Below are 25,853 nucleotides of genomic sequence, written 5' to 3' on the forward strand. Positions count from 1 at the left end.
CTGCAAACGCGCTGGCGGAGCCACGAAAATTAAGAGGTAACCACATCCTCCAGCGCCTCTTCCAGATCGTACCAGCGGAAAGCGAAACCAGCGGCTTCGAGGCGTTTCGGCAATGCGCGCTGGCCGCCAAGCACCAGAACAGAGGATTCGCCCATCATCAGGCGCACGGCGAAAGCGGGCGCGCGCATAATGGTCGGGCGGTGCAGCACATGGCCGAGCGTGTGAGCAAACTGCTCGTTACGCACCGGGTAGGGCGAAACCATATTGAACGGCCCGCGCAGATCGTTATCCAGCAGCCAGAGAATGCCGTTCAGCATATCGTCGATATGGATCCACGCCAGATACTGACGGCCATTGCCAATTGGGCCGCCGAGTCCGAGACGGAACAGCGGCAGCAGCTTGCCGAGGATCCCGCCCTGCGGCGCGAACACCACGCCAGTACGCAGCAGACAAACGCGGGTGCGATCGCTTTGCGCTTCGCAGGCAATTTGCTCCCAGCGGGCGCAAAGTTTATGCGTGAACTCGTTGTGCGGCGGCTCCTCTTCGGTGACCACTACTTCACCGAGATCGCCGTAGTAGCCCGCCGCCGATCCGGAAATCAGCACGCGCGGCGGCGTGTCGCTGGCCTTAATTAAATCCGCCAGCTGTTGCGTTATCTGCCAGCGGCTGTTGCACAGACGCTGCTTCTGCTCTTCGCTCCAGCGTTTATCGGCGATCGGCTCGCCTGCCAGGTTGATCACCGCATCAAACTCATTGAGGTGAGTGTGATCGTTTAGCCCTTTCCACAGCGTCACGCGGGCATCAAGTAGCTGTTGCGCTTTGGCCGGGCTGCGCGTCACAACGGTAACGGCATGCCCAAGCTCCAGCAGCCGAGGGATGAGATGACGACCAATCAGGCCAGTCCCGCCGGTAATCAGTATCTTCATGTTTCCCTCCTTTGGTGATGTTCCATTTCAGCATAAGTGAGCGGCTCAAATCCGCGTGCGATACCGAACACATTTCACGGATTTTTTAATTATCAGAATAGGTTATCCGGCTTTTATACCTGCTGTGCTTTTTGCAAAGCCCGCTCGGTGGCCGGACGGGTACGGATGCGCTCATACCAGTTAAATACCGCGGGATAATCCTCAAGGTTCACGCGCTGACGCTGGTGGGCATGGATCCACGGCCAGGCGGCGATATCCGCAATGCTGTAATGCTCACCTGCCAGCCACGGCACCCGTTCCAGACGCTTATTCAATACCTGATACAGACGCTGGGTTTCGACCTGATAGCGTTCAATAGCATATGGCACTGGCTGTGGCGCAAAGTGGTTAAAGTGATGATTTTGCCCGAGCATCGGCCCCAAACCGGCAACCTGCCAGAAAAGCCACTGCAACGTGACATGGCGTTCACGCAATTCGCCGCTGAGCAATTTTCCCGTTTTTTCCGCCAGATAGAGCAGAATCGCACCCGATTCAAAGAGACTCAGCGGCGCGCCGCCATCGGCGGGCAGGTGATCGACAATGGCCGGGATTTTATTGTTCGGAGAGATAATCAGAAAATCCGGACGAAACTGGTCGCCTTTGCTGATATCGACGCGGATCAGGCGGTATTCCAGCCCGCTCTCTTCCAGAAATAGCGTTACTTTATGACCGTTTGGTGTGGGCGCGAAATAGAGGTCTATCATCAATACTCCAGATATAAGAATAATCGTTACTCTCAGAGTATAGGTGTTCCCTCTGGCTGCTGAGTTTTCATTAAGTGACAGCCTGGTCAGGACGTTATATTTTGAAGGAAAAACTCACCGTTAAACGAGGATGTTATGAACGAACCGGCTATCACGTTATGGTCCGATGCTAATTATTTCTCCCCGTATGTCCTGTCGGCCTATGTCGCGCTGCATGAAAAAGGTTTGCCTTTCTCGCTTAAAACCGTCGATCTGTCCAGCGGCGCTCAGCATATGCCTGGCTGGCCGGGTTACCATCTGACGTATCGCGTGCCTGTTCTGGCGATTGAGGGTTTCGAACTCAGCGAATCGACGGCGATAGCGGAATATCTCGAAGAGCGTTTCGCGCCGCCGGAATGGGAGCGTATCTACCCACACGATTTGCAAAAACGCGCCCGCGCCCGGCAAATCCAGGCCTGGCTGCGCAGCGATTTAATGCCCATCCGCGAAGAGCGCCCGACAGAGGTCGTTTTTGCTGGCGAGAAAAAAGCGCCGCTCAGCGCTGCCGGGCAGGAGAGTGCGGAAAAACTGTTTGCTATCGCCGGTGATTTGCTGGCGCACGGTAAGCCGAATCTGTTTGGCGAGTGGTGTATTGCGGATATCGATCTGGCATTGATGCTCAACCGACTGGTGATGAATGGCGATACGGTGCCGGAGCGGCTGGCGGAGTATGCTGCGTTCCAGTGGCAGCGCTCGTCCGTTCAGCGCTATGTTGCACTTTCCGCTAAGCGTGCAGGCTGATAAGCCCGCTGACTTCCGTTATCATGGGCTGTTTTCTTCCACATGAGGTGTAATGATGAAACTGATGTTTGCATCGGACATTCATGGGTCGTTGCCCGCGACGGAGCGCGTACTGGAACTGTTTGCCCAAAGCGATGCGCGCTGGCTGGTGATCCTCGGCGATGTGCTGAATCACGGGCCGCGCAACGCGCTGCCGCAGGGTTATGCACCGGCGCAGGTGGCGGAGCGGCTGAACGAGCAGGCCAACCGCATCATTGCCGTGCACGGCAACTGTGACAGCGAAGTGGATCAAATGTTGCTGCATTTCCCGATTACCGCGCCCTGGCAGCAAGTGCTGTTGGCAAAACGCCGCCTGTTTCTGACGCATGGACATCTGTTTGGCCCGGATGATGTACCGCCGCTGGCGGCAGGCGATGTGCTGGTTTATGGCCATACGCACATTCCGGTAGCGGAGCAGCGGGGCGACATTTTCCACTTCAACCCCGGCTCGGTGAGTATTCCCAAAGGTGGGTTTGCCGCCAGTTACGGCATGCTGGAAGAGGATGTGTTGCGCGTTATCGCACTTAATGATCAGCGGGTTATTGCGCAGGTCGCGATTAATCCGTAATTTACCTTTCAACCGAAACGCGCCAAAAGAGCGCCACAAAGAGAAGATTTCCCGATGGTGGAACAGAGTCATTTTGCAGGCATGGAGTGGGTGGACATTGTCAACGAAGACAATGAGGTGATCGCGCAATCAAGCCGGCAACAGATGCGGGCGCAGTGTTTGCGTCATCGCGCAACCTACATTGTGGTGCATGATGGGATGGGCAAAATTCTGGTGCAGCGCCGTACCGAAATCAAAGATTTTATGCCTGGTATGCTGGATGCCACCGCCGGTGGCGTGGTACAGGCCGGTGAAATTTTGCTGGATTCCGCACGCCGTGAAGCCGAAGAAGAACTGGGGATTGCCGGTGTTCCCTTCGCCGAACATGGCCAGTTCTACTTTGAAGATGAACATTGCCGCGTCTGGGGCGGTTTGTTCAGCTGCGTTTCCCACGGGCCTTTCGCTTTGCAGGAAGAAGAGGTGAGCGAGGTCTTCTGGATGACGCCGGAAGAGATTACCGCCCGCTGTGATGAATTCACCCCTGATTCCCTGAAAGCGCTTGCGTTGTGGATGAGCCGTAATGCCAGCAATGATGCGGAAAAAGCCCCGGAAGCCGACTAGCAGCTATCCCGCAGGCAAAACGTCGGTGCTATCGGCGTTTTGTTCTCCCAGGTTTCATCATTCAGGCGCGCCAGCAGCGCGCGTCCTGCTTCAATACCAATCTTGCGGTGCGGTACGGAAATGGTGGTCAACGGCGGCTGGCATACCCGGCTGACGTCGCTGTCGCCAAAGCCGACTATCGCTAAATCATCCGGTACCTTAATACGTCGTCTCTGGCATTCATACAGCGCGCCACAGGCCAGTTCATCCGAGACACACACCAGCGCATCCAGTTCCGGCCACGCCAGCAAAAACTCCGGCAGTTGTGCCGCACCCGTGGAGAAAACCGGCGGCGCGGCGGCGTTAATCACCCGGTTCGGCGACATATGGTGACGCAGCATTGCTTTGTACCAGCCCTGTAAATGCTGCTGGAAAATCCACTGCTCCTGGTTGGCGCACAGCAGGCCGATATTCTGGTAGCCGCGCTGCACCAGCATTTGTGTCAGCTCGAACATCGCAGCAACGTTATCGATCCCGATATTCATATCAATCGGATCGGCACGCACCGCGCCAATTTCCATCACCGGAATAGAGGCGTTTTTCAGCCAGTGGCGTACCATATCGCTATGTTCGACGCTGAGCAGAATGGCGGCGGCCAGATTGGACGCAAGCAGCGTTTCCAGTAATTTTTCTTCCTGCTCCAGCCGGTGCTGCGACTCGGCGAGCATGATCTGGTAACCGGCAGGCTGCAACACCTGCTGCAAACCGGCGAACATCTCCGAGCAGCCGGATTCGGCAAGGCTCGGCACCACCATCGCGATAGTCCAGGATGACGCCGAAGCCAGCGCGCTGGCCGCCAGATTGGGCATATACCCCAACTCCTGCACGGCAGCCTCTATCTTCTCACGCAATTTATCTGAAACCTGTTCCGGGGTACGTAACGCCCGCGAGACGGTCATGGTGCCAACGCCAGCGAGCTGCGCGACATCGGCAAGGGTGACTTTTCCTGTGCTCCGACGTTTTCGGGTAATTGCCATTCCGTTTCCTGACAGCCCTGATATCTCAGGTACTGAGTTATGAGTCATCTCAAGGCAGTATACGCCGGAAAGCCCTGCCTTTTCTGCGAATTCCCCTGCGTTTTCATATCTGATAGCGCTATCACATTTTTCGATCATTCCTGTTGGTAGCGCTATCTTTGCGACTATCATCACGGATAAGCGCCGCTGACTTGCATAAAGTTTGCCCATCTTATCCCTGATAAGGAGTGTGAAGTGTTAGACCAATGGCTTAACGACAAGACGATTCAGGTGCTTGATGGCGTAGAGAATTGGCCGCAGGCGCTGGAAATTTGTGCCAGACCGCTGCTCGCATCCGGCACGATTGCGCCGGATTATGTGACAGCCATTGTCGCCCAGCACCAGAAACTGGGGCCGTACTATGTGCTGGCGCCGGGGCTGGCAATGCCACATGCCAGGCCGGAAGAGGGGGCAAAAGGGTTAGGATTATCGTTGTTAAAATTGTCTCGCGGAGTTGATTTTGGCGCAGAGGATGCGGATCCGGTTGATACCATTATTATGTTGGCCGCGCCGGATAAACACAGCCATATTGAAATGATTGCCGCGCTGGCGGAACTATTTTCCAGCGATGAAGATATGGCGCAATTACATCGTGCAAACAGCCTGGAGGAAATTAAAAACATTATTCAGCGTTTCTGATTTTTTATTTTGTCACCAGTGATTACACATTGCCTGCTATGGGCGATGAGGTCGTACTCTACTCAAAAAAGGTAAATACAATGAAAATAATGGCAATTTGCGGATCCGGCCTGGGCAGTAGTTTTATGGTCGAAATGAATATTAAGAAAGTCCTCAAAAAATTGAATATCGAAGCTGAGGTCGAGCATTCCGACCTCTCTTCCGCCACGCCTGGTGCCGCCGATGTGTTTGTCATGGCAAAAGATATTGCCGCCAGCGCCAGCGTGCCGGAAAACCAGTTAGTTGTTCTCAGCAACATCATTGATATCAATGAACTGGAAGCGAAAATCAGCGCTTTCTTCGCCAACCGTTAACATCAACCGGATGCGCTGCACAATGGTGCGGCATGCATAAAGCGAGGTGGATATGTTTATCCTTGAAACGCTAAACTTTGTTGTTGATATATTGAAAGTCCCTTCTGTACTGGTGGGTTTAATTGCGCTGATTGGATTAGTGGCGCAGAAAAAATCCTTTTCCGATGTCGTGAAAGGGACAGTCAAAACGATTCTCGGTTTTATCGTATTGGGCGGCGGTGCGACAGTATTGGTCGGCTCGTTAAATCCGCTGGGTGGCATGTTTGAACATGCTTTTAATATTCAGGGGATCATTCCAAATAACGAGGCGATTGTTTCAATTGCGCTGGAGAAATATGGTGCATCAACGGCGCTGATCATGGCATTCGGCATGGTGGCGAATATTATTGTCGCGCGCTTTACGCGTCTGAAATACATTTTTCTGACCGGTCATCACACCTTTTATATGGCCTGCATGATTGGGGTGATCCTCACTGTCGCTGGTTTTGAAGGCGTTGGGCTGGTGTTTACCGGTTCGCTGATCCTCGGCCTGGTGATGGCGTTCTTCCCGGCGATTGCGCAGCGTTATATGAAACGGATCACCGGCAACGATGACATCGCGTTCGGCCATTTCGGTACGCTTGGCTACGTGTTGTCAGGCTGGATCGGCAGTAAATGCGGTAAGGGTTCACGCTCAACAGAAGAGATGAACCTGCCGAAAAACCTGAGCTTCCTGCGTGACAGCTCGATCTCCATTTCGCTGACGATGATCATTATTTACATGATCTTAGCTGTTTGCGCCGGGCGTGAGTACGTTGAGAGCCAACTCAGCGCCGGGCAGAACTTCCTCGTCTACGCGATTATTCAGGCCATCACTTTTGCTGCCGGCGTATTCATTATCCTGCAAGGCGTACGCCTGATTCTGGCGGAAATTGTTCCTGCCTTTACCGGCTTTTCCGAAAAACTGGTGCCTAATGCCAGACCGGCGCTGGATTGCCCGGTGGTTTATCCCTATGCGCCAAATGCGGTGCTGGTCGGCTTCCTGTTCAGTTTCCTCGGCGGGCTGGTGGGGCTATTCCTGCTCGGGCAGATGAAACTGGTGCTGATCCTGCCAGGCGTGGTGCCACACTTCTTTACCGGTGCGACGGCGGGTGTTTTTGGTAACGCTACCGGCGGACGACGCGGTGCGATGATCGGCGCGTTCGCCAACGGATTACTCATCACTTTCCTGCCCGTCTTGCTGTTGCCAGTGCTCGGCGCACTGGGCTTTGCCAATACCACCTTCTCGGACGCGGACTTTGGCTTTATCGGCATTGTGCTGGGCAATCTGGCGCGTTACCTGTCGCCGCTGGCAATTACCGGGCTGGTGGTGGCGCTGTTCGTCGCATTGGTCATCTGGAATCTGATGTCGAAGGGCAAACCTGCTGCCAATGACACAGAAGAAAAGAGTGGAGCGAAGTCATGAGCACGATTGCAGAAGTGAAACAGTTTGCGCGGGATATTCGCATAGCAACCCTGAAAGCATTGACGCACCTGGGCTTTGGACACTATGGCGGCAGCATGTCGGTGGTGGAAACGCTTGCCGTACTGTATGGCGACGTTATGCGAATTGATCCTGCCGATCCGGACTGGCCGGATCGCGACTACTTTGTGCTCTCGAAAGGCCACGCAGGCCCGGCGCTCTACAGCACGCTGGCGCTGAAAGGTTATTTCCCGCAGGAGATGCTGCAAACGCTCAATGAGAACGGCACCCGTCTGCCGAGTCATCCGGATCGATTAAAAACCCGCGGCGTGGATGCGACCACCGGATCGCTTGGCCAGGGCATTTCTATTGCCGGAGGGATGGCGCTGGGACATAAACTGGCGGGCAGGCCTAACCGTGTGTTTTGCATCGTTGGTGATGGCGAGTTGAATGAAGGGCAGTGCTGGGAAGCGTTCCAGTTTATTGCTCACCACAAGCTCAACAACCTGACGGTGTTTGTGGACTGGAATAAGCAGCAACTGGACGGCGAGCTGGATGAGATTATTTGCGCTTTCGATCTGGAGGGGAAATTCCGCGCCTTCGGTTTCGATGTCTGTACGGTGAAGGGCGATGACATCGCTGCACTTCTGGAAGTGGTGAAGCCGGTTCCGGCTGCCGATGCCCGGCCACGGCTGGTGATCCTCGACAGTATTAAAGGGCAGGGGGTGCCGTATCTCGAAAAGCTGAGCAACTCGCACCATTTACGCCTGACCGAAGAGATGAAACAGGCGCTTAACGAAACCATCGAACAACTGGAGGCGGCGCATGATTAAGGTGGCTGAAGTCGGCGGCAAAGACAGCATCGAGATGCGCAAAGTTTATGCCGGTTTTATCAGCGATCAGATTGCGGCGGGCAGCGACATTATCGCGCTGGAAGCCGATCTGATGAGTTCGATGGCAATGGATGGGGTGCAGAAAAAGTATCCGCAGCAGGTGATCAACTGCGGCATCATGGAGGCTAACGTCATTGGTACAGCAGCGGGGCTGTCGTTGACCGGGCGCAAACCCTTTGTGCATACCTTTACGGCGTTTGCCAGCCGCCGCTGTTTCGACCAGTTGTTTATGTCACTCGATTATCAGCGCAACAATGTCAAAGTCATCGCCTCCGATGCTGGTGTGACCGCCTGCCACAACGGCGGGACACACATGTCATTTGAGGATATGGGGATTGTGCGCGGTCTGGCTCATTCGGTGGTGCTGGAGGTGACGGATGCGGTGATGTTTGCCGATATCCTGAACCAACTTGCTCACCTGGAAGGGTTCTACTGGGTGCGCACCATTCGTAAACAGGCGCCAACCATTTATCAACCGGGTTCACATTTCACCATCGGCAAAGGCAATGTTCTGCGTGACGGTACAGATATTACGCTGATTGCCAACGGCATTATGGTGGCTGAAGCGCTGGCTGCGGCGCAGCAACTGGCGCAGGAAGGCGTGAGTGCGGCGGTAATCGATATGTTTACCTTAAAACCTATCGACCGCATGCTGGTGAAGAACTACGCCGAGAAGACCGGGCGGATTGTCACCTGCGAGAATCACAGCATTCATAACGGGCTGGGTTCGGCCGTGGCGGAAGTGTTAGTGGAAAGCTGTCCGGTGCCGATGCGGCGCGTGGGCGTGAAGGAGCGCTATGGTCAGGTGGGAACGCAGGATTTTCTGCAAAAAGAGTATGGGCTGACGGCGCAGGATATTGTGTCCGCCGCGCGGGAACTGCTGTAAATAAAAAAGGCGACCGGATGGTCGCCTTTTGATTTTTGCCGAATGGCGCTAACGCCATCCGACACAATTACTGCTGCTGAGACGCCTGAATGGCGGTCAGTGCGATGGTGTAAACGATATCGTCAACCAGCGCGCCACGGGACAGGTCGTTAACCGGTTTGCGCATACCCTGCAGCATCGGCCCGATGGAGATCAGGTCGGCAGAACGCTGTACCGCTTTGTAGGTGGTGTTACCGGTGTTCAGATCCGGGAAGATGAACACGGTAGCGCGACCGGCAACCGGAGAGTTCGGCGCTTTGGATTTCGCAACGTCAGCCATTACTGCGGCGTCGTACTGCAACGGACCATCGATAACCAGGTCAGGACGTTTTTCCTGCGCCAGACGGGTTGCTTCACGCACTTTCTCTACATCGCTGCCTGCACCGGAGTTACCGGTGGAGTAGGAGAGCATTGCCACACGCGGCTCAATACCGAAAGCGATAGCAGAATCAGCAGACTGAATCGCGATTTCAGCCAGTTGTTCAGCGGTCGGATCCGGGTTGATCGCGCAGTCGCCATAAACGTAAACCTGTTCCGGCAGCAGCATGAAGAACACGGAAGAAACCAGAGAGCTGCCCGGCGCGGTTTTGATCAACTGCAGCGGCGGACGAATGGTGTTTGCGGTGGTGTGAACAGCACCGGAAACCAGACCATCAACTTCATCCTGTTCCAGCATCAGTGTGCCGAGAACTACGTTATCTTCCAGCTGTTCGCGGGCAACGGCTTCGGTCATACCCTTGCTCTTACGCAGCTCAACCAGACGAGCAACGTAGCTTTCGCGAACCACTTCAGGGTCAACGATTTCGATACCAGTACCCAGTTCAACGCCCTGAGCCGCCGCAACGCGGTTGATCTCGTCCGGGTTACCCAGCAGGATACAAGTCGCGATGCCGCGTTCAGCACAAATCGCTGCGGCTTTAACTGTACGCGGCTCGTCACCTTCCGGCAGAACAACACGTTTGCCTGCTTTGCGCGCCAGCTCGGTAAGCTGGTAACGGAAGGCTGGCGGAGAAAGACGACGGCTGCGCTCGGAAGTCGCGGTCAGGGAATCAATCCACTGTGCGTTGATGTAGCTGGCAACGTATTCCTGAACATTTTCAACACGTTCGCTATCGTCAGCCGGAACTTCCAGGTTGAAGCTTTGCAGGCTCAGGGAGGTCTGCCAGGTGTTGGTGTTCACCATAAATACCGGCAGGCCAGTAGCAAATGCACGTTCACACAGTTTGCGAACGCTGGCTTCCATTTCGTAGCCGCCAGTCAGCAGCAGGGCACCGATTTCTACGCCGTTCATTGCGGCCAGGCAGGCAGCAACCAGCACGTCCGGACGATCTGCGGAAGTCACCAGCAGAGAACCCGGGCGGAAGTGTTCCAGCATGTGCGGAATGCTGCGCGCACAGAAAGTCACGGATTTCACGCGGCGGGTTTTGATATCGCCTTCGTTGACGATAGTTGCATTCAGGTGACGCGCCATATCGATTGCACGCGTGGCAATCAGATCAAAACTCCATGGAATCGCGCCGAGTACCGGCAGCGGGCTGGTTTCCTGCAGTTTTGTCGCATCAACATGCACGACTTTCGCTTTGGAAGAGTCATCAAAAATTTCTGACAGATCCGGGCGAGTACGGCCCTGATCGTCAACCGGTGCGTTTAGTTTGTTAACGATAACGCCGGTGATATTGGTATTTTTTGCGCCGCCGAAGCTGTTGCGGGTCAGTTCGATACGCTCTTTCAGCTGTTCCTGAGTATCAGTGCCCTGAGACATAACAAACACGATTTCTGCGTTCAGCGTTTTCGCGATTTCAAAGTTCAGCGAATCGGCAAACTGGTGTTTGCGGGTCGGCACCAGACCTTCTACCAGCACGACTTCAGCATCTTTGCTGCTTTCGTGGTAGCGCGCGATGATCTCTTCCATCAGCACGTCTTTCTGGTTGCTGGAGAGCAGCGACTCAACATGGCTCATTTTCAGCGGTTCAGCCGCTGGCAGGCCAGAAGTCGCACGCACGATGGTGGTGGTCTGGTCCGGAGCATCGCCGCCGGCGCGCGGCTGGGCGATCGGTTTAAAGACGCTCAGACGAACGCCTTTGCGTTCCATAGCACGGATAACGCCAAGGCTGACACTGGTCAGGCCGACGCTGGTTCCGGTAGGGATCAGCATAATAATACGGGACACGGTTAATCCTCTTTCGTTACCGTCATTGCAGACGGGTTACAAAACAGCACCGCCAGCGTTGGCTGGCGGTGTGGGTAATCAGGCAGTCAGGCGGCTCGCGTCTTGCGCGATAACCAGTTCTTCGTTGGTCGGGATAACAACGGCAGGACGGGTGCCTTCTTTGTTGATAAAGCCAGACTTGCCGAAACGGGCAGCCAGGTTACGTTCGTGGTCAACTTCAAAGCCCAGTACGCCCAGACGGCCCAGGGAGAGTTCACGTACCATTGCGGCATTTTCACCGATACCACCAGTGAAGACAACGGCGTCCAGACGGCCATCCATCAGCGCAGTGTAAGAACCGATGTATTTTGCCAGGCGGTGGCAGTAAACATCCATCGCACGTTTGGCGTCTTCTTTCTCTTTGTAGTTATCTTCTACATAACGGCAGTCGCTGGTGACTTCAGTCAGACCCAGCAGGCCGGACTCTTTGGTCAGCATTTTGTTGATCGCTTCAACACTCATGCCCAGGGTGTCATGCAGATGGAACACGATAGCCGGATCGATATCACCGGAACGGGTGCCCATTACCAGACCTTCCAGCGGGGTCAGACCCATGGAGGTATCAACACATTTACCGTTGCGAATGGCGGAAACAGAACCACCGTTGCCGAGGTGGCAAGTGATGATGTTCAGCTCTTCAACCGGTTTGTTCAGTACTTTGGCAGCTTCCTGAGTAACATAGAAGTGGCTGGTACCGTGCGCGCCGTAACGACGTACGCCGTGCTCTTTATACAGTTTGTACGGCAGAGCGTACAGGTAGGACTCTTCCGGCATCGTGGTGTGGAACGCGGTGTCGAAGACAGCAACGTTTTTGTCCTTCAGTTTCGGGAAGGATTTCAGCGCTTCAGCGATACCGATCAGGTGAGCCGGGTTATGCAGCGGTGCGAAAGAAGCTGCATCTTTGATGCCCTGAATAACAGATTCATCGATCACAACAGAGCTGGTGTATTTTTCGCCACCGTGCACGATACGGTGACCGATAGCAGTCAACTGTGCAGACAGTTCTGGTTTTTGTGCCAGAATAGTGTTAACGATAAAGTTCAGCGCTTCACTGTGAGCGGCACCTGCACCTAAAGCCGCTTCTTGTTTACCGCCATCGATTTTCCACTTGATGCGTGCTTCAGGGAGATGGAAACATTCGGCTAAACCAGAAAGGTATTCGTCACCGTTAGATGCATCGATGATGGCAAATTTCAGCGAGGAACTACCGCAGTTCAGAACCAGTACTAACTTACTCGACATGGAAGTACCTATTTATGATACGTGGCTAAAAAAGGTCAGTGAGTCGCACAGCGTAGCGCAGGTTGACGCTGACATTTATGATTAACATCATGCTGAATATATTTTTTGGCATGATGGAAGAATACATAAGATTTTAAGCTATTTTGCGCAAATTTCAGACAGTGGCATAATGAGCTTTAAATTTGACGATTTAACAATAGTCGTCTATAGGCCCTGGTCAGGCTGCCACAGGATACCTGATACCAGGTGGGATTGACAAAAAATTTTAACGTTGTCATCCGTAGTTGTTGTTTTGCACAAATTTTTTAATTTTTATATGTGAAGTTGAGGTAAGACCATGTCCACTTCTGAGAATCGACCCGTTAGTTTCTTCAGTTTGTTTCGTCGAGGTCAGCGCTATGCGAAGACCTGGCCCATGGAAAAACGCCTCGCTCCGGTGTTTGTTGAGAATCGCGTGATCCGCGCAACGCGTCACGCTATCCGCTTTATGCCGCCGCTGGCGGTCTTCACTCTGTGCTGGCAAATCGCGCTTGGCGGTCAGCTTGGCCCGGCAGTGGCAACCGCGCTGTTTGCCCTGAGCCTGCCAATGCAGGGGCTATGGTGGCTGGGTAAACGCTCCGTCACGCCGCTACCGCCTTCCATTTTGCACTGGTTTTATGAAGTGCGGGGCAAGCTCCAGGAAGCAGGGCAGGCGCTGGCGCCGTTCGAAGGCAAACCTGATTACCAGGCGCTGGCAGATACTCTTAAACGTGCTTTCAAGCAGCTGGATAAAACATTTCTTGATGATCTGTGACGCCATCAGGAATCGCAGTCTATATAAAAGAAGACATCTTTGCGGTGGCTTCTTTTTTTATTTTCATTTTGATCTGCGCAACACCCCCGGCAAATCAAGAAAGCCATCGTTTTCAGCATGTAAACTCGAAACATCTTATTTAAAGCGCCGATGAGCCACAGGAGTCGAAAGATGGAAATGACTAACGCCCAACGTCTGATCTTATCCAATCAGTATAAAATGATGACCATGATGGATCCGGCGAATGCAGAACGCTACCGCCGTTTACAGACCATTATTGAGCGTGGCTATGGTCTGCAAATGCGCGAGCTGGATCGCGAGTTCGGCGAGCTGAAAGAAGAAACCTGCCGCATTGTTATCGATATCATGGAGATGTATCACGCGCTCCATGTCTCCTGGACCAACCTGAAAGACGCCAACACCATCGATGAACGGCGCGTGACTTTCCTTGGCTTCGACGCGGCAACGGAAGCGCGTTACCTAGGCTATGTGCGTTTTATGGTGAATATTGAAGGCCGCTACACCCATTTCGATGCCGGTACGCACGGCTTTAATGCGCAAACGCCTATGTGGGAAAAATATCAGCGCATGCTGAGCGTATGGCACTCCTGCCCGCGCCAGTATCATCTGAGCAGCAACGAAATTAATCAGATTATCAACGCCTGAGGAGGTGAGTGTGCAGTGCAAAGGATTTCTGTTTGATCTGGATGGCACGTTGGTTAATTCTCTGCCCGTTGTTGAACGGGCATGGTGTAGCTGGGCTGACAGGTTTGGCATCGCGCATGATGAAGTGCTGAATTTCATCCATGGCAAACAGGCGATTACCTCGCTGCGTCACTTTATGCCGGGAAAATCGGAAGAGGATATTGCCGCCGAGTTTACCTGGCTGGAAGCCATCGAAGCGGCGGATACCGACGGGATCGCTCCGTTGCCCGGTGCTATCGCATTACTGCAGCACCTCGATTTGGCAGGGATTCCGTGGGCGATTGTTACTTCCGGTTCCGTGCCGGTTGCTCACGCCCGTCACCGCGCAGCCGGTCTGCCTGCGCCGGAAGTGTTTATCACCGCCGAGCAGGTTAAACATGGTAAACCTGCTCCGGATGCTTATCTGCTTGGCGCAGAGCGGCTGGGGCTGGCGCCACAGGATTGTGTGGTGGTTGAAGATGCCGCCGCGGGCGTTTTATCCGGGCTGGCGGCAGGATGCCACGTCATTGCGGTAAATGTTCCGGCCGATTCTCCCCGGCTTGATGAAGCCGATTTCGTACTTACCAGCCTCGAAGCGCTGAATGTTGCGAAGCAGTCAGACGGAACGGCGATTGTCACGCTGAATGCCTGAACCCATGATTTAACCCCACATTTGTGGGGTTTTTTTATGGCACTATTTCCCCTCCATCAACTGACAAGGATATGTTGTGAACGGTGAACTGATTTGGGTGCTGTGTCTGCTGGCTATTACCGTTGTGCTTTTCGCAACGGGGAAAGTACGCATGGATGCGGTGGCGCTGTTTGTGATTGTCGCCTTTGTCTTAAGTGGCATACTCACTCTGCCCGAGGCCTTTTCAGGTTTTAGCGATCCCAATGTGATCCTGATTGCCGCACTGTTTATTATCGGCGATGGCCTGGTGCGCACCGGCGTGGCAACGAATATGGGCGCCTGGCTGGTTGAGATGGCTGGCAGCAGCGAAGTGAAAATGTTGGTGCTGCTCATGTTTACCGTTGCCGGTCTGGGCGCGTTTATGAGTTCGACTGGTGTGGTGGCGATTTTTATACCGGTGGTCATGAGCGTTTCGCTACGCATGCAGATTTCGCCTTCGCGACTGATGATGCCGCTCAGTTTCGCCGGGCTTATCAGCGGCATGATGACGCTGGTGGCAACGCCGCCTAACCTGGTGGTGAACAGCGAACTGTTGCGAGAAGGCATGAAAGGATTTGGCTTTTTTAGCGTGACGCCGCTGGGCCTGGTGATTCTGCTGCTGGGGATCATCTATATGCTGCTGATGCGTTTTATGTTGAAAGGGGATGATGAGCAAGCGCAGCGTGACGGCTGGAAGCGTCGCTCGTTTCGTGAGTTGATTAAAGAGTACCGCCTTACCGGGCGCGCGCGCCGCCTTGCTATTCGTCCCGGTTCCCCTTTGATCGGCCAGCGCCTTGATGATTTGCGGCTTCGCGAACGTTATGGCGCGAATGTTATCGGCGTCGAACGCTGGAGGCGTTTTCGGCGGGTAATTGTCAACGTTAATGGTGTCTCCGAGTTTCGTGCCCGCGACGTTCTGCTGATTGACATGTCTGCTGCTGAAGTGAATTTGCGTGAATTCTGTGCCGAACAGTTGCTGGAACCCATGGTGCTACGTGGTGAATATTTTTCCGATCAAGCGCTGGATGTGGGGATGGCGGAAGTGTCGTTAATTCCGGATTCTGAACTGATAGGTAAGACGGTCCGCGAAATCGGTTTTCGTACCCGTTACGGCTTAAACGTGGTCGGCCTGAAGCGCAACGGCGAGGCGGTTGACGGTGTGATTACGGATATCACGCTGGAACTGGGCGATATTTTCCTGGTCGTCGGTAACTGGAAACTGATCCGTCAGTTGGGCTCTCACGGCCGCGATTTTGTGGTGCTCAATTTACCGGTTGAAGAGAGCGCTGCTTCGCCTGCCCATAGCCAGGCGCCGCATGCAATTTTTTGCCTGGTGCTGATGGTTGCCCTGATGCTCACCGATGAAATCCCCAACCCGATCGCTGCGATTATCGCTTGCATGTTAATGGGGAAATTCCGCTGTATTGATGCTGAAAGCGCCTATAAGGCCATTCATTGGCCGAGCATTATTCTGATCGTCGGGATGATGCCTTTTGCGCTGGCGCTGCAAAAAACCGGCGGCGTGGATCTGGTGGTTAAGGGGTTGATGGATATCGGCGGCGGTTACGGGCCGCACGTTATGCTGATCTGCCTGTTTATCATGTGTGCGGTCATCGGGCTGTTTATCTCGAACACCGCCACTGCGGTGCTGATGGCACCGATTGCGCTAGCGGCGGCAAAATCGATGGGCGTTTCGCCGTATCCGTTTGTCATGATGGTGGCAATGGCGGCATCAGCCGCATTTATGACGCCAGTTTCATCACCGGTCAATACGCTGGTGCTCGGGCCAGGCAATTACCAGTTTAGTGATTTTGTTAAGATCGGTGTGCCGTTTACGCTGCTGGTGATGGTGGTTTGTGCGGTGCTGATCCCGATACTGTTTCCGTTTTGACGCGTTTGCCGGGTGGCATTCACCCGGCAAAGAATACTTACAGCGGTGAGTCCTGGCTGATTTCATCCAGCGATAAATGGAAACTCGGCACAAAAACCTGCATGAAGTAATCCATTTCCGGGCTGCGCCGGGCATCAAGGGTTTTTTCGAGGCGAGATTTTGCCAGCCCGAATTCATTGTTGCCGGCGGAAAGCTCTTCCAGACATTTCAGATAGGCGCATAGTGCATCTGCCTGTTTCACGATCGCTTTTTCTTCCGCGCTATAGTGATGTTCATCAATCAGCGGCGCAAAAATATCCTGCAACTCTTCCGGTACCATTTCGACCAGCTTTTGCTGGGCAATCTTTTCAATCGCCTTATATTCCTGCGCAATTTGTGAATTGAAATACTTTACCGGGGTGGGCAGATCGCCGGTCAGAACTTCCGATGCGTCGTGGTACATAGCCAGTAACGCAATACGTTCGGCATTCAGTTGACCATTGAATTTACGGTTTTTTATCGCCGCCAGCGCATGGGCGACCATCGCCACTTGCAGGCTGTGCTCGGACACATTTTCGGTGCGTACGTTGCGCATCAGCGGCCAACGATTGATCAGTTTAAGGCGGGAAAGGTGGGCGAAGAAATGACTCTGACTCATAGTTAACCTTGTCTGTGACTGCGACCTGAGTCATTGTGCGCAGAGTGTGGGGGAAGATGCAAATCCTCCCCCGATGAAGATCACTGATGATAACCAGAGAGGAAACGGCCAAAACGACTGATCGCCATCTCCAGATCGTCTTCGCGCGGCAGCGTCACGATACGTACGTGATCCGGCCACGGCCAGTTGAATGCGGAACCCTGCACCAACAGCACTTTTTCCTGTAGCAGGAAGTCGAGCACCATCTTTTGATCGTCGTGAATATTAAAGCGTTTCGCGTCAATTTTCGGGAACATGTAGAGTGCGCCGCTGGGCTTCACGCAGGAAACCCCGGGGATTTCATTAATCAGTTCCCATGCACGGTTGCGCTGTTCATACAGACGACCGCCCGGCACAATAAATTCACTGATACTCTGGTAACCGCCGAGCGCAGTCTGAATTGCGTGCTGTGCCGGAACGTTGGCGCAAAGGCGCATCGAGGCCAGCATTTCCAGCCCTTCGATATAGCCTTTCGCGTGTTTTTTCGGCCCACTCAGCACCATCCAGCCCTGGCGGAAGCCTGCCACGCGGTAGGTTTTTGACAGACCATTAAAGGTAATAGTGAACAGATCCGGCGCCAGTGCGGCGATAGAGTGGTGCTCGGCCGCGTCGTAAAGAATTTTGTCGTAGATCTCATCGGCGAAGATGATCAGGTTGTTCTGACGCGCAATCTCAACCACCTCCATCAACAGTTCTTTTGAATAAACCGCACCGGTAGGGTTATTCGGGTTGATAATCACAATACCACGGGTGCGCGGTGTGATTTTGGCGCGAATATCGTCAAGATCCGGGAACCAGCCAGCAGATTCATCACACAGATAATGTACGGCTTTACCACCGGAAAGTGACACGGCCGCTGTCCACAGCGGGTAATCCGGGGCGGGAACCAGCATTTCGTCACCGCTGTTAAGCAGCGCCTGCATCGACTGAACGATCAGTTCAGAAACACCGTTACCAATATAGATATCTTCAACGGTGACTTCGCGCATACCGCGCGCCTGATAGTGCTGCATGATCGCTTTACGGGCTGAATAAAGCCCTTTGGAATCGCAATAGCCTTGCGCGCCTGGCAGGTTACGAATCACATCAACCAGAATTTCATCCGGCGCTTCGAAGCCGAATGGAGCAGGGTTGCCGATGTTAAGTTTAAGAACTTTATTGCCTTCTTCTTCCAGACGCTTTGCTTCTTTCAGAACCGGGCCACGGATGTCGTAACAGACATTATCTAATTTGCTGGATTTTTCGATGGAGGACATGAACCTTTGACCTTTTAGCTATGGGAGCCACTGCCTGCCGTGGAAGTGAGCACGGAACAATGTACTCCCACGCCCGCCAGTTTTGAAGGGTTAGCAGAAGAAGATTTCGCGGTAACTTTCTCATTGATTAACGTTTTTTTAACTGTTTTCTTTTATTTTTCCCTTGTTCTTAAACTGCCTTTACGCTAATTTTCAGTTTTAAATATCAAAAATACATAAGAAGTTGTAATTTATCGCTAATAAAAGGCCCTTGCTTAGTGCGGGTTTAAAAAAGAAGTACGCAAACCGACAGAGAATTCTTCGCAAAATCTGGATGATGGCAAGATGGAGTCATGCATTTTGTCAGAGGGGAATGTTTGCGCTGTAAACGCAATGTTAAGCATTATTAATAGTTAGAACGGTTGTCAATTAATAGCGAATTAATATTGAGAATGGGAACTATGTTCGTCTCTAATATTATAACCAGAGGTCGGACATCATGACAATTGCGGTTTAAGATTATTCGCAATAATGCTTATAAATATAAAGGTTTTAGGTTAAACTCGGAGGGCAAGAAATGGTGCTGATGTGAAAAAGCCATGCTTTAGTTAAGGACTATTTCTTGATTTTAGTTGGTTGTTATTATTCGCTTTTACTCCAGTCCGCTTATATAGCCTTATGGTATATGATACATATGCTATGTATAGCCAGTGATGTGCATAAACAGGTTCTTTTTTTAAAAGCATTCGCAAGGTTTATCACGGTTTATATATCCAGAAGGAATGGAGCATGCGAAATAAAGCCAATGGGTTCAGCTTGCATTAGACAGCGAACTATAAACACGAGAACTTACAGTCAGGCTTTGATGAGTCATGACGTTGCTGGATGCACTTTTTAAATGGAATTACTTAATCTTACGAGCACAGCATAAACCCGGGTCACTCTGCGCGAGCAACCCGTAAGTGAAAAAATATGATAAATGCAAATCGTCCGATACTGAATCTCGACCTCGATCTGCTGAGAACTTTCGTTGCGGTCGCTGATCTGAACACCTTTGCTGCGGCTGCTGCTGCGGTATGTCGCACCCAGTCTGCCGTAAGCCAGCAAATGCAGCGGCTGGAACAGTTAGTGGGAAAGGAACTTTTTGCCCGTCATGGGCGTAATAAACTTTTAACCGAGCACGGTATTCAATTACTGGGTTATGCGCGAAAGATCTTACGTTTCAATGATGAAGCTTGTACATCGCTGATGTTTAGCAACTTGCAGGGCGTATTAACTATTGGCGCTTCTGACGAATCAGCCGATACCATTTTGCCTTTCTTGCTTAATCGTATTAGCTCGGTATATCCGAAACTGGCGCTGGATGTGCGCGTGAAGCGCAACCCGTTATCCGACGATCGTCTTCAGGATCATGACCTCGATCTGGTGGTGACAACGCATCGCTACGGGCAGTTTGATTGCCTGACGTTACGTACATCCCCAACGCACTGGTACTGTTCGGCGGAATATGTCCTGCAGAAAGGTGAGGCTATCCCACTTGTGTTGCTGGATGAACCCAGTTCGTTTCGCGACATGGTGATTAATGCCCTCAATAGTGCCAATATTCCATGGCGCATGGCTTATGTGGCTTCAACGCTTTCGGCCGTGAAAGCGGCAGTGAAAGCCGGGCTTGGTGTCACCGCCCGCCCTGTTGAAATGATGAGTCCGGATTTGCGGGTATTAGGCCGCGCTGATGGCCTGCCGCTGTTGCCTGATACGGAATATCTGCTGGGCTATAATCCCAATAGCCAGAATGAACTGGCGCAGGTTATTTTTCAGGCGATGGAACATTACCAGAACCCGTGGCATTACGGGAATTCTGGGTCTGAAGAAGGTGGGGATCCGCTTATCGTTGAAGGGGATTTTGGCTAACATTTTGCGCCAAAACTGGTAACAAAATGTAAGTGCAAAAATGAACCGCTGGCAGTGAAATCGCTGCCACTGGTTCGTTTTATATCGGAACATTTCCCTGGTGAATTATTGACCCTCTAAATAATATTTCCTTTCAAGAAGTTAATACTCCTCACAGCAAAATATCCCTTTATCAACTATAGTCTTTCATGCCTTAAGCTCATGTTAAAAATCAAGCTGGATTGTTGCCGTTTTTTGCGATGAATTAACAAAAGCGTGTCTCAGATCAAGAAAATACTCCCAATGAGGGGGAGGAATCCGGACAAAATCCTGTCAAAATAAGCGGGTAATATTAGGAAAAGCTCACAACGGACACGATTCAACACCTGATTTTTTCGCGGGTATGTTTGAGGCCGATCAAGAAAACGGCACTAAATGTTAATGAATTGCTGCCGATGTAAACTAATGTGAGGAAACTTTTGTTAAAGTTGACAAAAGGTTATAGAAAGGAGTAAAACCCACATCGTTTAGCTGTTTTCGCCTTTTTTCACAGTTAATGTGTGGTTTTATTCCTCCCCGTGAATCGATGTGGCGTCATCTGCCAGCAAGAGCAGAGGTATTAACGCTACCTTTTGAGTTAAGCAATGCGTATGTCAACATCCACTGAAATCATCGCTCATCACTGGGCATTCGCTATCTTTCTTATTGTCGCCATAGGGCTTTGTTGCCTGATGCTGGTCGGCGGTCGTTTTTTAGGCGGCCGCGCACGCGCAAGGCACAAAAACGTTCCTTTCGAATCCGGTATCGATTCTGTCGGTTCCGCGCGCTTACGTCTCTCCGCCAAGTTCTACCTGGTGGCCATGTTCTTCGTCATCTTCGATGTGGAAGCGCTTTACCTCTATGCATGGTCAACCTCCATTCGCGAGAGTGGTTGGGTCGGTTTTGTCGAAGCTGCAATTTTTATTTTAGTGCTGTTAGCTGGTCTGGTTTATCTGGTGCGTATTGGCGCGCTGGATTGGACGCCCGTGCGTTCGCGCCGTGAGCATATCAACCCAGAGACTGGCAGCTACACTGATCGTCAACGCTAACCGCGAGGCAATAAGATGGATTATACGCTCACCCGCATAGATCCTAACGGTGAGAACGACCGTTACCCCCTGCAAAAACAGGAGATCGTAACCGACCCCCTGGAACAAGAAATCAACCGTAGCGTTTATATGGGTAAACTCGAAAATGCCCTGCACGATATGGTGAACTGGGGCCGTAAAAACTCAATTTGGCCATATAACTTTGGTCTGTCGTGCTGCTATGTAGAGATGGTGACCTCCTTTACGGCCGTTCACGACGTCGCGCGTTTTGGTGCGGAAGTACTGCGTGCTTCTCCTCGTCAGGCGGACCTGATGGTCGTCGCCGGTACTTGCTTTACCAAAATGGCGCCTGTCATTCAGCGTCTTTATGACCAGATGCTGGAACCAAAGTGGGTTATCTCAATGGGAGCCTGCGCGAACTCTGGTGGTATGTACGATATCTACTCCGTCGTGCAGGGCGTCGATAAATTTATCCCGGTGGATGTTTACATCCCTGGCTGTCCGCCGCGTCCTGAAGCGTACATGCAGGCGCTGATGTTGTTACAGGAATCGATTGGTAAAGAACGTCGTCCGCTCTCCTGGGTGGTTGGCGATCAGGGCGTTTACCGCGCCAATATGCAGTCGGAACGCGACCGTAAGCGTGGCGAACGCATTGCCGTTACCAATCTGCGTACGCCGGACGAGATTTAATGTGCGCCTGTGGGTAATGGAAAAAACTTCGCATTTCAATAATCCAATAACGCGAAGCCATACCCGACAGTCACCACGGACCCTTTGCAATGGTGAACAATATGACCGATTTAACCGCGCAAGAAGCCGCATGGCAGACTCGGGATCATCTGGATGATCCGGTCATTGGCGAATTGCGCAACCGTTTTGGGCCGGATGCCTTTACTGTTCAGGCGACCCGCACCGGGGTACCCGTAGTTTGGGTGAAGCGTGAGCAATTGCTGGAAGTTGGCGATTTCCTGAAGAAGCTGCCGAAACCTTACGTCATGCTGTTCGATCTGCACGGCATGGACGAGCGTCTACGTACACACCGCGCCGGTTTACCCGCCGCGGATTTTTCCGTTTTCTATCACCTGATTTCGATCGATCGTAACCGCGACATCATGCTCAAGGTGGCGCTTTCTGAAAACGATCTGAATGTGCCGACGTTTACCAAACTCTTCCCCAACGCCAACTGGTACGAGCGTGAAACGTGGGAAATGTTTGGCATTACCTTTAACGGTCATCCGCACCTGACGCGCATCATGATGCCGCAGACCTGGACGGGACATCCGCTGCGTAAAGATTACCCGGCGCGCGCCACCGAATTCGATCCGTTTGAGCTGACCAAAGCCAAGCAGGATTTAGAAATGGAAGCGCTGACCTTTAAGCCGGAAGACTGGGGTATGAAGCGCGGCACCGACAATGAGGACTTTATGTTCCTCAACCTCGGTCCGAACCACCCGTCTGCGCACGGTGCCTTCCGCATTATCCTGCAACTCGACGGCGAAGAGATTGTCGACTGCGTACCGGATATCGGTTACCACCACCGCGGCGCGGAAAAAATGGGCGAGCGTCAATCCTGGCACAGCTACATTCCTTATACCGACCGTATTGAGTACCTCGGTGGTTGCGTTAACGAAATGCCGTATGTGCTGGCGGTAGAGAAACTGGCGGGGATCACCGTACCGGATCGCGTCAACGTGATCCGCGTGATGCTCTCTGAACTGTTCCGCATCAACAGCCACCTGCTTTATATCTCCACCTTTATTCAGGACGTGGGCGCAATGACCCCGGTGTTCTTCGCCTTTACCGATCGGCAGAAAATCTACGATCTGGTGGAAGCGATCACTGGTTTCCGTATGCACCCGGCGTGGTTCCGTATTGGCGGCGTAGCGCACGATCTGCCGCGTGGCTGGGATCGTTTGCTGCGTGAATTCCTCGACTGGATGCCGAAACGTCTGGCCTCTTATGAGAAGGCGGCGCTGCGTAACACCATTCTGAAAGGTCGCTCGCAGGGTGTTGCCGCTTACGGCGCGAAAGAAGCGCTGGAGTGGGGCACTACCGGCGCGGGTCTGCGTGCTACCGGCATCAACTTTGACGTGCGTAAAGCGCGTCCATACTCCGGCTATGAAAACTTCGACTTTGAAATCCCGGTGGGCGGTGGCGTCAGCGACTGCTATACCCGCGTGATGCTGAAAGTGGAAGAGCTGCGCCAGAGCCTGCGTATTCTTGAGCAGTGTCTTAACAATATGCCGGAAGGCCCGTTCAAAGCGGATCATCCGCTGACGACGCCGCCACCGAAAGAGCGCACGCTGCAACATATCGAAACCCTGATTACTCACTTCCTGCAGGTTTCGTGGGGCCCGGTAATGCCGGCCAACGAATCCTTCCAGATGATTGAAGCAACCAAGGGTATTAACAGTTACTACCTGACCAGCGATGGCAGCACCATGAGCTACCGCACGCGCGTTCGCACACCGAGCTTTGCGCATTTGCAGCAAATCCCGTCGGCGATCCGCGGCAGCCTGGTATCCGACCTGATCGTCTATCTGGGTAGTATCGATTTTGTTATGTCAGATGTGGACCGCTAATTATGCACGAGAATCAACAACCACAAACCGAGGCTTTTGAGCTGAGTGCGGCAGAGCGTGAGGCAATTGAGCACGAAAAGCACCACTACGAAGACCCGCGTGCGGCGTCCATTGAAGCGCTGAAGATTGTTCAGAAGCAGCGTGGCTGGGTGCCGGACGGCGCGATTTACGCCATTGCTGATGTTCTGGGGATCCCGGCGAGCGATGTCGAAGGCGTGGCAACGTTCTACAGCCAGATCTTCCGTCAGCCAGTCGGCCGCCATGTGATCCGCTATTGCGACAGCGTGGTTTGCCATATCACCGGTTATCAGGGCATTCAGTCGGCGATTGAAAGCCACCTGAAGATCAAACCGGGCCAGACCACTTTCGACGGCCGCTTTACGCTGCTGCCGACCTGCTGTCTGGGCAACTGCGATAAAGGGCCGAACATGATGATCGATGAGGACACTCACGCGCATCTGACTCCGGAAGGCATCCCCGAACTGCTGGAGCGGTATAAATGAAAACAGTTATCCGTACTCCTGAAACACATCCGCTGACCTGGCGGCTGCGTGACGACAAGCAGCCGGTCTGGCTGGATGAATACCAGAGCAAAAATGGTTATGCCGGTGCGCGTAAAGCGCTCTGCGGTATGGCACCGGACGAAATCGTCAACGCGGTAAAAGATTCCGGCCTGAAAGGTCGTGGCGGCGCGGGCTTCTCCACCGGTCTGAAGTGGAGCCTGATGCCGAAAGACGAATCCATGAACATCCGTTACCTGCTGTGTAACGCCGATGAAATGGAGCCGGGCACCTACAAAGACCGCCTGTTGATGGAGCAGTTGCCGCACCTGCTGGTGGAAGGCATGCTGATTTCCGCCTTTGCGCTGAAAGCTTACCGTGGCTACATCTTCCTGCGTGGCGAATATATAGAAGCAGCGGTACATCTGCGTCGCGCCATTGCGGAAGCGACCGAAGCGGGCTTGCTGGGTAAAAATATCCTCGGCAGCGGCTTTGATTTCGAACTCTTTGTTCACACCGGGGCCGGGCGTTATATCTGCGGTGAAGAGACCGCGCTGATTAACTCGCTGGAAGGCCGCCGCGCGAACCCGCGCTCCAAGCCGCCGTTCCCGGCAAGCTCTGGCGTATGGGGTAAACCGACCTGCGTCAACAACGTCGAAACCCTGTGCAACGTGCCAGCTATTCTGGCTAACGGTGTTGAATGGTATCAGAACATTTCGACCAGCAAAGATGCCGGTACCAAGCTGATGGGCTTCTCCGGCCGCGTGAAAAATCCGGGCCTGTGGGAACTGCCGTTCGGTACGACCGCGCGTGAAATCCTCGAAGATTATGCTGGTGGTATGCGCGATGGCCTGAAATTCAAAGCCTGGCAGCCAGGCGGCGCAGGTACAGACTTCCTGACCGAAGCGCACCTTGATCTGCCAATGGAATTCGAAAGCATCGGGAAAGCGGGTAGCCGTCTGGGAACGGCGCTGGCGATGGCCGTCGATCATGAGATTGGCATGGTGCCGCTGGTGCGCAACCTGGAAGAGTTTTTCGCCCGTGAATCCTGCGGTTGGTGTACGCCATGCCGTGATGGTCTGCCGTGGAGCGTAAAAATTTTGCGCGCGCTGGAACGTGGTGAAGGCCAGCCAGGGGACATCGAGACACTTGAGCAACTGTGTCGACAACTTGGGCCGGGTAAAACCTTCTGCGCGCATGCACCGGGTGCGGTTGAACCCTTACAGAGCGCGATTAAATATTTCCGCGAAGAATTCGAAGCGGGCATTAAACAGCAATTCAGCAATACCCATGCGATTGGCGGTATACAGCCAAACTTGCTGAAAGCGCGCTGGTAATTGGGGTTACTCGCCTGGGCGAGGCCGGAAACAAATTTTGATTAATACCTGAGAAAGACCCGCAACTTTCGCGATGTAACAACGCTGCTACGGC

General features: G+C 53.0%; 25 protein-coding genes. 18 read left to right on the top strand and 7 right to left on the bottom strand.

Features of this window, described 5'->3' with window-relative positions:
• Positions 1 to 29: 29 nt before the first annotated feature.
• Positions 30 to 926 (bottom strand): TIGR01777 family oxidoreductase, encoded by an 897-nt coding sequence (locus CWM66_RS08110; RefSeq protein WP_007371065.1) that lies wholly within the window; start codon positions 924 to 926, stop codon positions 30 to 32.
• Positions 927 to 1,039: 113 nt separating this feature from the next.
• Entirely contained in the window at positions 1,040 to 1,669 is a 630-nt protein-coding gene (gene yfcG, locus CWM66_RS08115; RefSeq protein WP_035889796.1) for a GSH-dependent disulfide bond oxidoreductase, read from the bottom strand.
• A 135-nt stretch (positions 1,670 to 1,804) separates the two neighbouring features.
• Here yfcG and yfcF point away from each other — a divergent pair, with 135 nt between their 5' ends.
• From yfcF to yfcD, 3 genes are read left to right on the top strand one after another with little or no spacing between them, the layout of a single operon-like run.
• Positions 1,805 to 2,449: a glutathione transferase gene (yfcF, locus tag CWM66_RS08120; RefSeq protein ID WP_007371067.1), complete on the top strand. Its 645-nt coding sequence runs from the start codon at positions 1,805 to 1,807 to the stop codon at positions 2,447 to 2,449.
• A gap of 55 nt (positions 2,450 to 2,504) precedes the next feature.
• Positions 2,505 to 3,056 (top strand): phosphodiesterase, encoded by a 552-nt coding sequence (yfcE, locus tag CWM66_RS08125; RefSeq protein WP_071921871.1) that lies wholly within the window; start codon positions 2,505 to 2,507, stop codon positions 3,054 to 3,056.
• A 54-nt stretch (positions 3,057 to 3,110) separates the two neighbouring features.
• Positions 3,111 to 3,656: an NUDIX hydrolase YfcD gene (gene yfcD / locus CWM66_RS08130; RefSeq protein ID WP_007371069.1), complete on the top strand. Its 546-nt coding sequence runs from the start codon at positions 3,111 to 3,113 to the stop codon at positions 3,654 to 3,656.
• Here the strand turns inward: yfcD and CWM66_RS08135 are convergent.
• Positions 3,653 to 4,672 carry a LacI family DNA-binding transcriptional regulator gene (locus CWM66_RS08135; protein ID WP_007371070.1) on the bottom strand — a complete coding sequence of 340 codons (1,020 nt, stop codon included), beginning with the start codon at positions 4,670 to 4,672 and terminating at the stop codon, positions 3,653 to 3,655. The two genes, yfcD and CWM66_RS08135, sit on opposite strands and share 4 nt — an antisense overlap.
• Before the next feature lie 234 nt (positions 4,673 to 4,906).
• Here CWM66_RS08135 and CWM66_RS08140 point away from each other — a divergent pair, with 234 nt between their 5' ends.
• The 5 genes from CWM66_RS08140 to CWM66_RS08160 all read left to right on the top strand — a co-directional run bounded on the left by CWM66_RS08140 (position 4,907) and on the right by CWM66_RS08160 (position 8,923).
• Positions 4,907 to 5,350, top strand: a complete 444-nt coding sequence (locus tag CWM66_RS08140) for a PTS sugar transporter subunit IIA (RefSeq protein ID WP_007371071.1) — start codon at positions 4,907 to 4,909, stop codon at positions 5,348 to 5,350.
• An 80-nt stretch (positions 5,351 to 5,430) separates the two neighbouring features.
• Positions 5,431 to 5,703: a PTS sugar transporter subunit IIB gene (locus tag CWM66_RS08145; protein ID WP_007371072.1), complete on the top strand. Its 273-nt coding sequence runs from the start codon at positions 5,431 to 5,433 to the stop codon at positions 5,701 to 5,703.
• 52 nt (positions 5,704 to 5,755) lie between these two features.
• Positions 5,756 to 7,147 carry a PTS ascorbate transporter subunit IIC gene (locus tag CWM66_RS08150; protein ID WP_007371073.1) on the top strand — a complete coding sequence of 464 codons (1,392 nt, stop codon included), beginning with the start codon at positions 5,756 to 5,758 and terminating at the stop codon, positions 7,145 to 7,147.
• Complete coding sequence (locus CWM66_RS08155) at positions 7,144 to 7,977, top strand: transketolase (RefSeq protein ID WP_107146482.1); 834 nt, start codon at positions 7,144 to 7,146, stop codon at positions 7,975 to 7,977. The genes CWM66_RS08150 and CWM66_RS08155 overlap by 4 nt, the downstream gene beginning before the upstream one ends.
• The gene (locus tag CWM66_RS08160; protein ID WP_007371075.1) at positions 7,970 to 8,923 is read left to right on the top strand and encodes a transketolase family protein; all 954 of its coding nucleotides are present in this window, start codon (positions 7,970 to 7,972) and stop codon (positions 8,921 to 8,923) included. Before CWM66_RS08155 ends, CWM66_RS08160 begins: the two co-directional genes overlap by 8 nt.
• 67 nt (positions 8,924 to 8,990) lie before the next feature.
• Here the strand turns inward: CWM66_RS08160 and pta are convergent, their stop codons facing one another.
• On the bottom strand, positions 8,991 to 11,132 hold the full coding sequence (pta, locus tag CWM66_RS08165; protein WP_007371076.1) for a phosphate acetyltransferase: 2,142 nt from the start codon (positions 11,130 to 11,132) through the stop codon (positions 8,991 to 8,993).
• Between the two features lie 78 nt (positions 11,133 to 11,210).
• Complete coding sequence (gene ackA / locus CWM66_RS08170; protein ID WP_007371077.1) at positions 11,211 to 12,413, bottom strand: acetate kinase; 1,203 nt, start codon at positions 12,411 to 12,413, stop codon at positions 11,211 to 11,213.
• Between the two features lie 337 nt (positions 12,414 to 12,750).
• Between ackA and yfbV the strand changes: the two genes are divergently transcribed.
• The 4 genes from yfbV to CWM66_RS08190 all read left to right on the top strand — a co-directional run bounded on the left by yfbV (position 12,751) and on the right by CWM66_RS08190 (position 16,451).
• A complete protein-coding gene (yfbV, locus tag CWM66_RS08175; RefSeq protein ID WP_035889798.1) occupies positions 12,751 to 13,206 on the top strand; it encodes a terminus macrodomain insulation protein YfbV in 456 nt (151 codons plus the stop codon).
• A gap of 171 nt (positions 13,207 to 13,377) precedes the next feature.
• Positions 13,378 to 13,872 carry a YfbU family protein gene (locus CWM66_RS08180; RefSeq protein WP_043952895.1) on the top strand — a complete coding sequence of 165 codons (495 nt, stop codon included), beginning with the start codon at positions 13,378 to 13,380 and terminating at the stop codon, positions 13,870 to 13,872.
• A 10-nt stretch (positions 13,873 to 13,882) separates the two neighbouring features.
• A complete protein-coding gene (locus tag CWM66_RS08185) occupies positions 13,883 to 14,542 on the top strand; it encodes a sugar phosphatase (RefSeq protein WP_107146483.1) in 660 nt (219 codons plus the stop codon).
• Positions 14,543 to 14,618: 76 nt separating this feature from the next.
• Complete coding sequence (locus CWM66_RS08190; RefSeq protein WP_007371082.1) at positions 14,619 to 16,451, top strand: SLC13 family permease; 1,833 nt, start codon at positions 14,619 to 14,621, stop codon at positions 16,449 to 16,451.
• Positions 16,452 to 16,488: 37 nt separating this feature from the next.
• On the opposite strand, the gene yfbR is transcribed toward CWM66_RS08190, so the two are convergent.
• Complete coding sequence (yfbR, locus tag CWM66_RS08195; RefSeq protein ID WP_007371083.1) at positions 16,489 to 17,088, bottom strand: 5'-deoxynucleotidase; 600 nt, start codon at positions 17,086 to 17,088, stop codon at positions 16,489 to 16,491.
• Between the two features lie 80 nt (positions 17,089 to 17,168).
• Positions 17,169 to 18,383, bottom strand: coding sequence for a pyridoxal phosphate-dependent aminotransferase (locus tag CWM66_RS08200; RefSeq protein ID WP_071921104.1), 1,215 nt, complete (start codon positions 18,381 to 18,383; stop codon positions 17,169 to 17,171).
• 951 nt (positions 18,384 to 19,334) lie between these two features.
• On the opposite strand from CWM66_RS08200, the gene lrhA reads away from it, so the two are divergent.
• From lrhA to nuoF, 6 genes are all read left to right on the top strand, one after another.
• Positions 19,335 to 20,273 carry a transcriptional regulator LrhA gene (gene lrhA / locus CWM66_RS08205; RefSeq protein WP_107146484.1) on the top strand — a complete coding sequence of 313 codons (939 nt, stop codon included), beginning with the start codon at positions 19,335 to 19,337 and terminating at the stop codon, positions 20,271 to 20,273.
• Positions 20,274 to 20,896: 623 nt separating this feature from the next.
• A complete protein-coding gene (gene nuoA / locus CWM66_RS08215) occupies positions 20,897 to 21,340 on the top strand; it encodes an NADH-quinone oxidoreductase subunit NuoA (protein ID WP_035889801.1) in 444 nt (147 codons plus the stop codon).
• 15 nt (positions 21,341 to 21,355) lie between these two features.
• Positions 21,356 to 22,030 (top strand): NADH-quinone oxidoreductase subunit NuoB, encoded by a 675-nt coding sequence (gene nuoB, locus CWM66_RS08220; RefSeq protein WP_007371088.1) that lies wholly within the window; start codon positions 21,356 to 21,358, stop codon positions 22,028 to 22,030.
• Between the two features lie 89 nt (positions 22,031 to 22,119).
• Positions 22,120 to 23,922 (top strand): NADH-quinone oxidoreductase subunit C/D, encoded by a 1,803-nt coding sequence (gene nuoC / locus CWM66_RS08225; RefSeq protein ID WP_072439644.1) that lies wholly within the window; start codon positions 22,120 to 22,122, stop codon positions 23,920 to 23,922.
• A 2-nt stretch (positions 23,923 to 23,924) separates the two neighbouring features.
• On the top strand, positions 23,925 to 24,425 hold the full coding sequence (nuoE, locus tag CWM66_RS08230; protein ID WP_007371090.1) for an NADH-quinone oxidoreductase subunit NuoE: 501 nt from the start codon (positions 23,925 to 23,927) through the stop codon (positions 24,423 to 24,425).
• A complete protein-coding gene (nuoF, locus tag CWM66_RS08235) occupies positions 24,422 to 25,759 on the top strand; it encodes an NADH-quinone oxidoreductase subunit NuoF (protein WP_107146485.1) in 1,338 nt (445 codons plus the stop codon). Before nuoE ends, nuoF begins: the two co-directional genes overlap by 4 nt.
• The last annotated feature ends 94 nt before the right edge of the window (positions 25,760 to 25,853 follow it).

Origin of the sequence: Kosakonia sp. H7A, assembly GCF_003028445.1 — a bacterium.
GTDB lineage: Bacteria > Pseudomonadota > Gammaproteobacteria > Enterobacterales > Enterobacteriaceae > Kosakonia > Kosakonia radicincitans.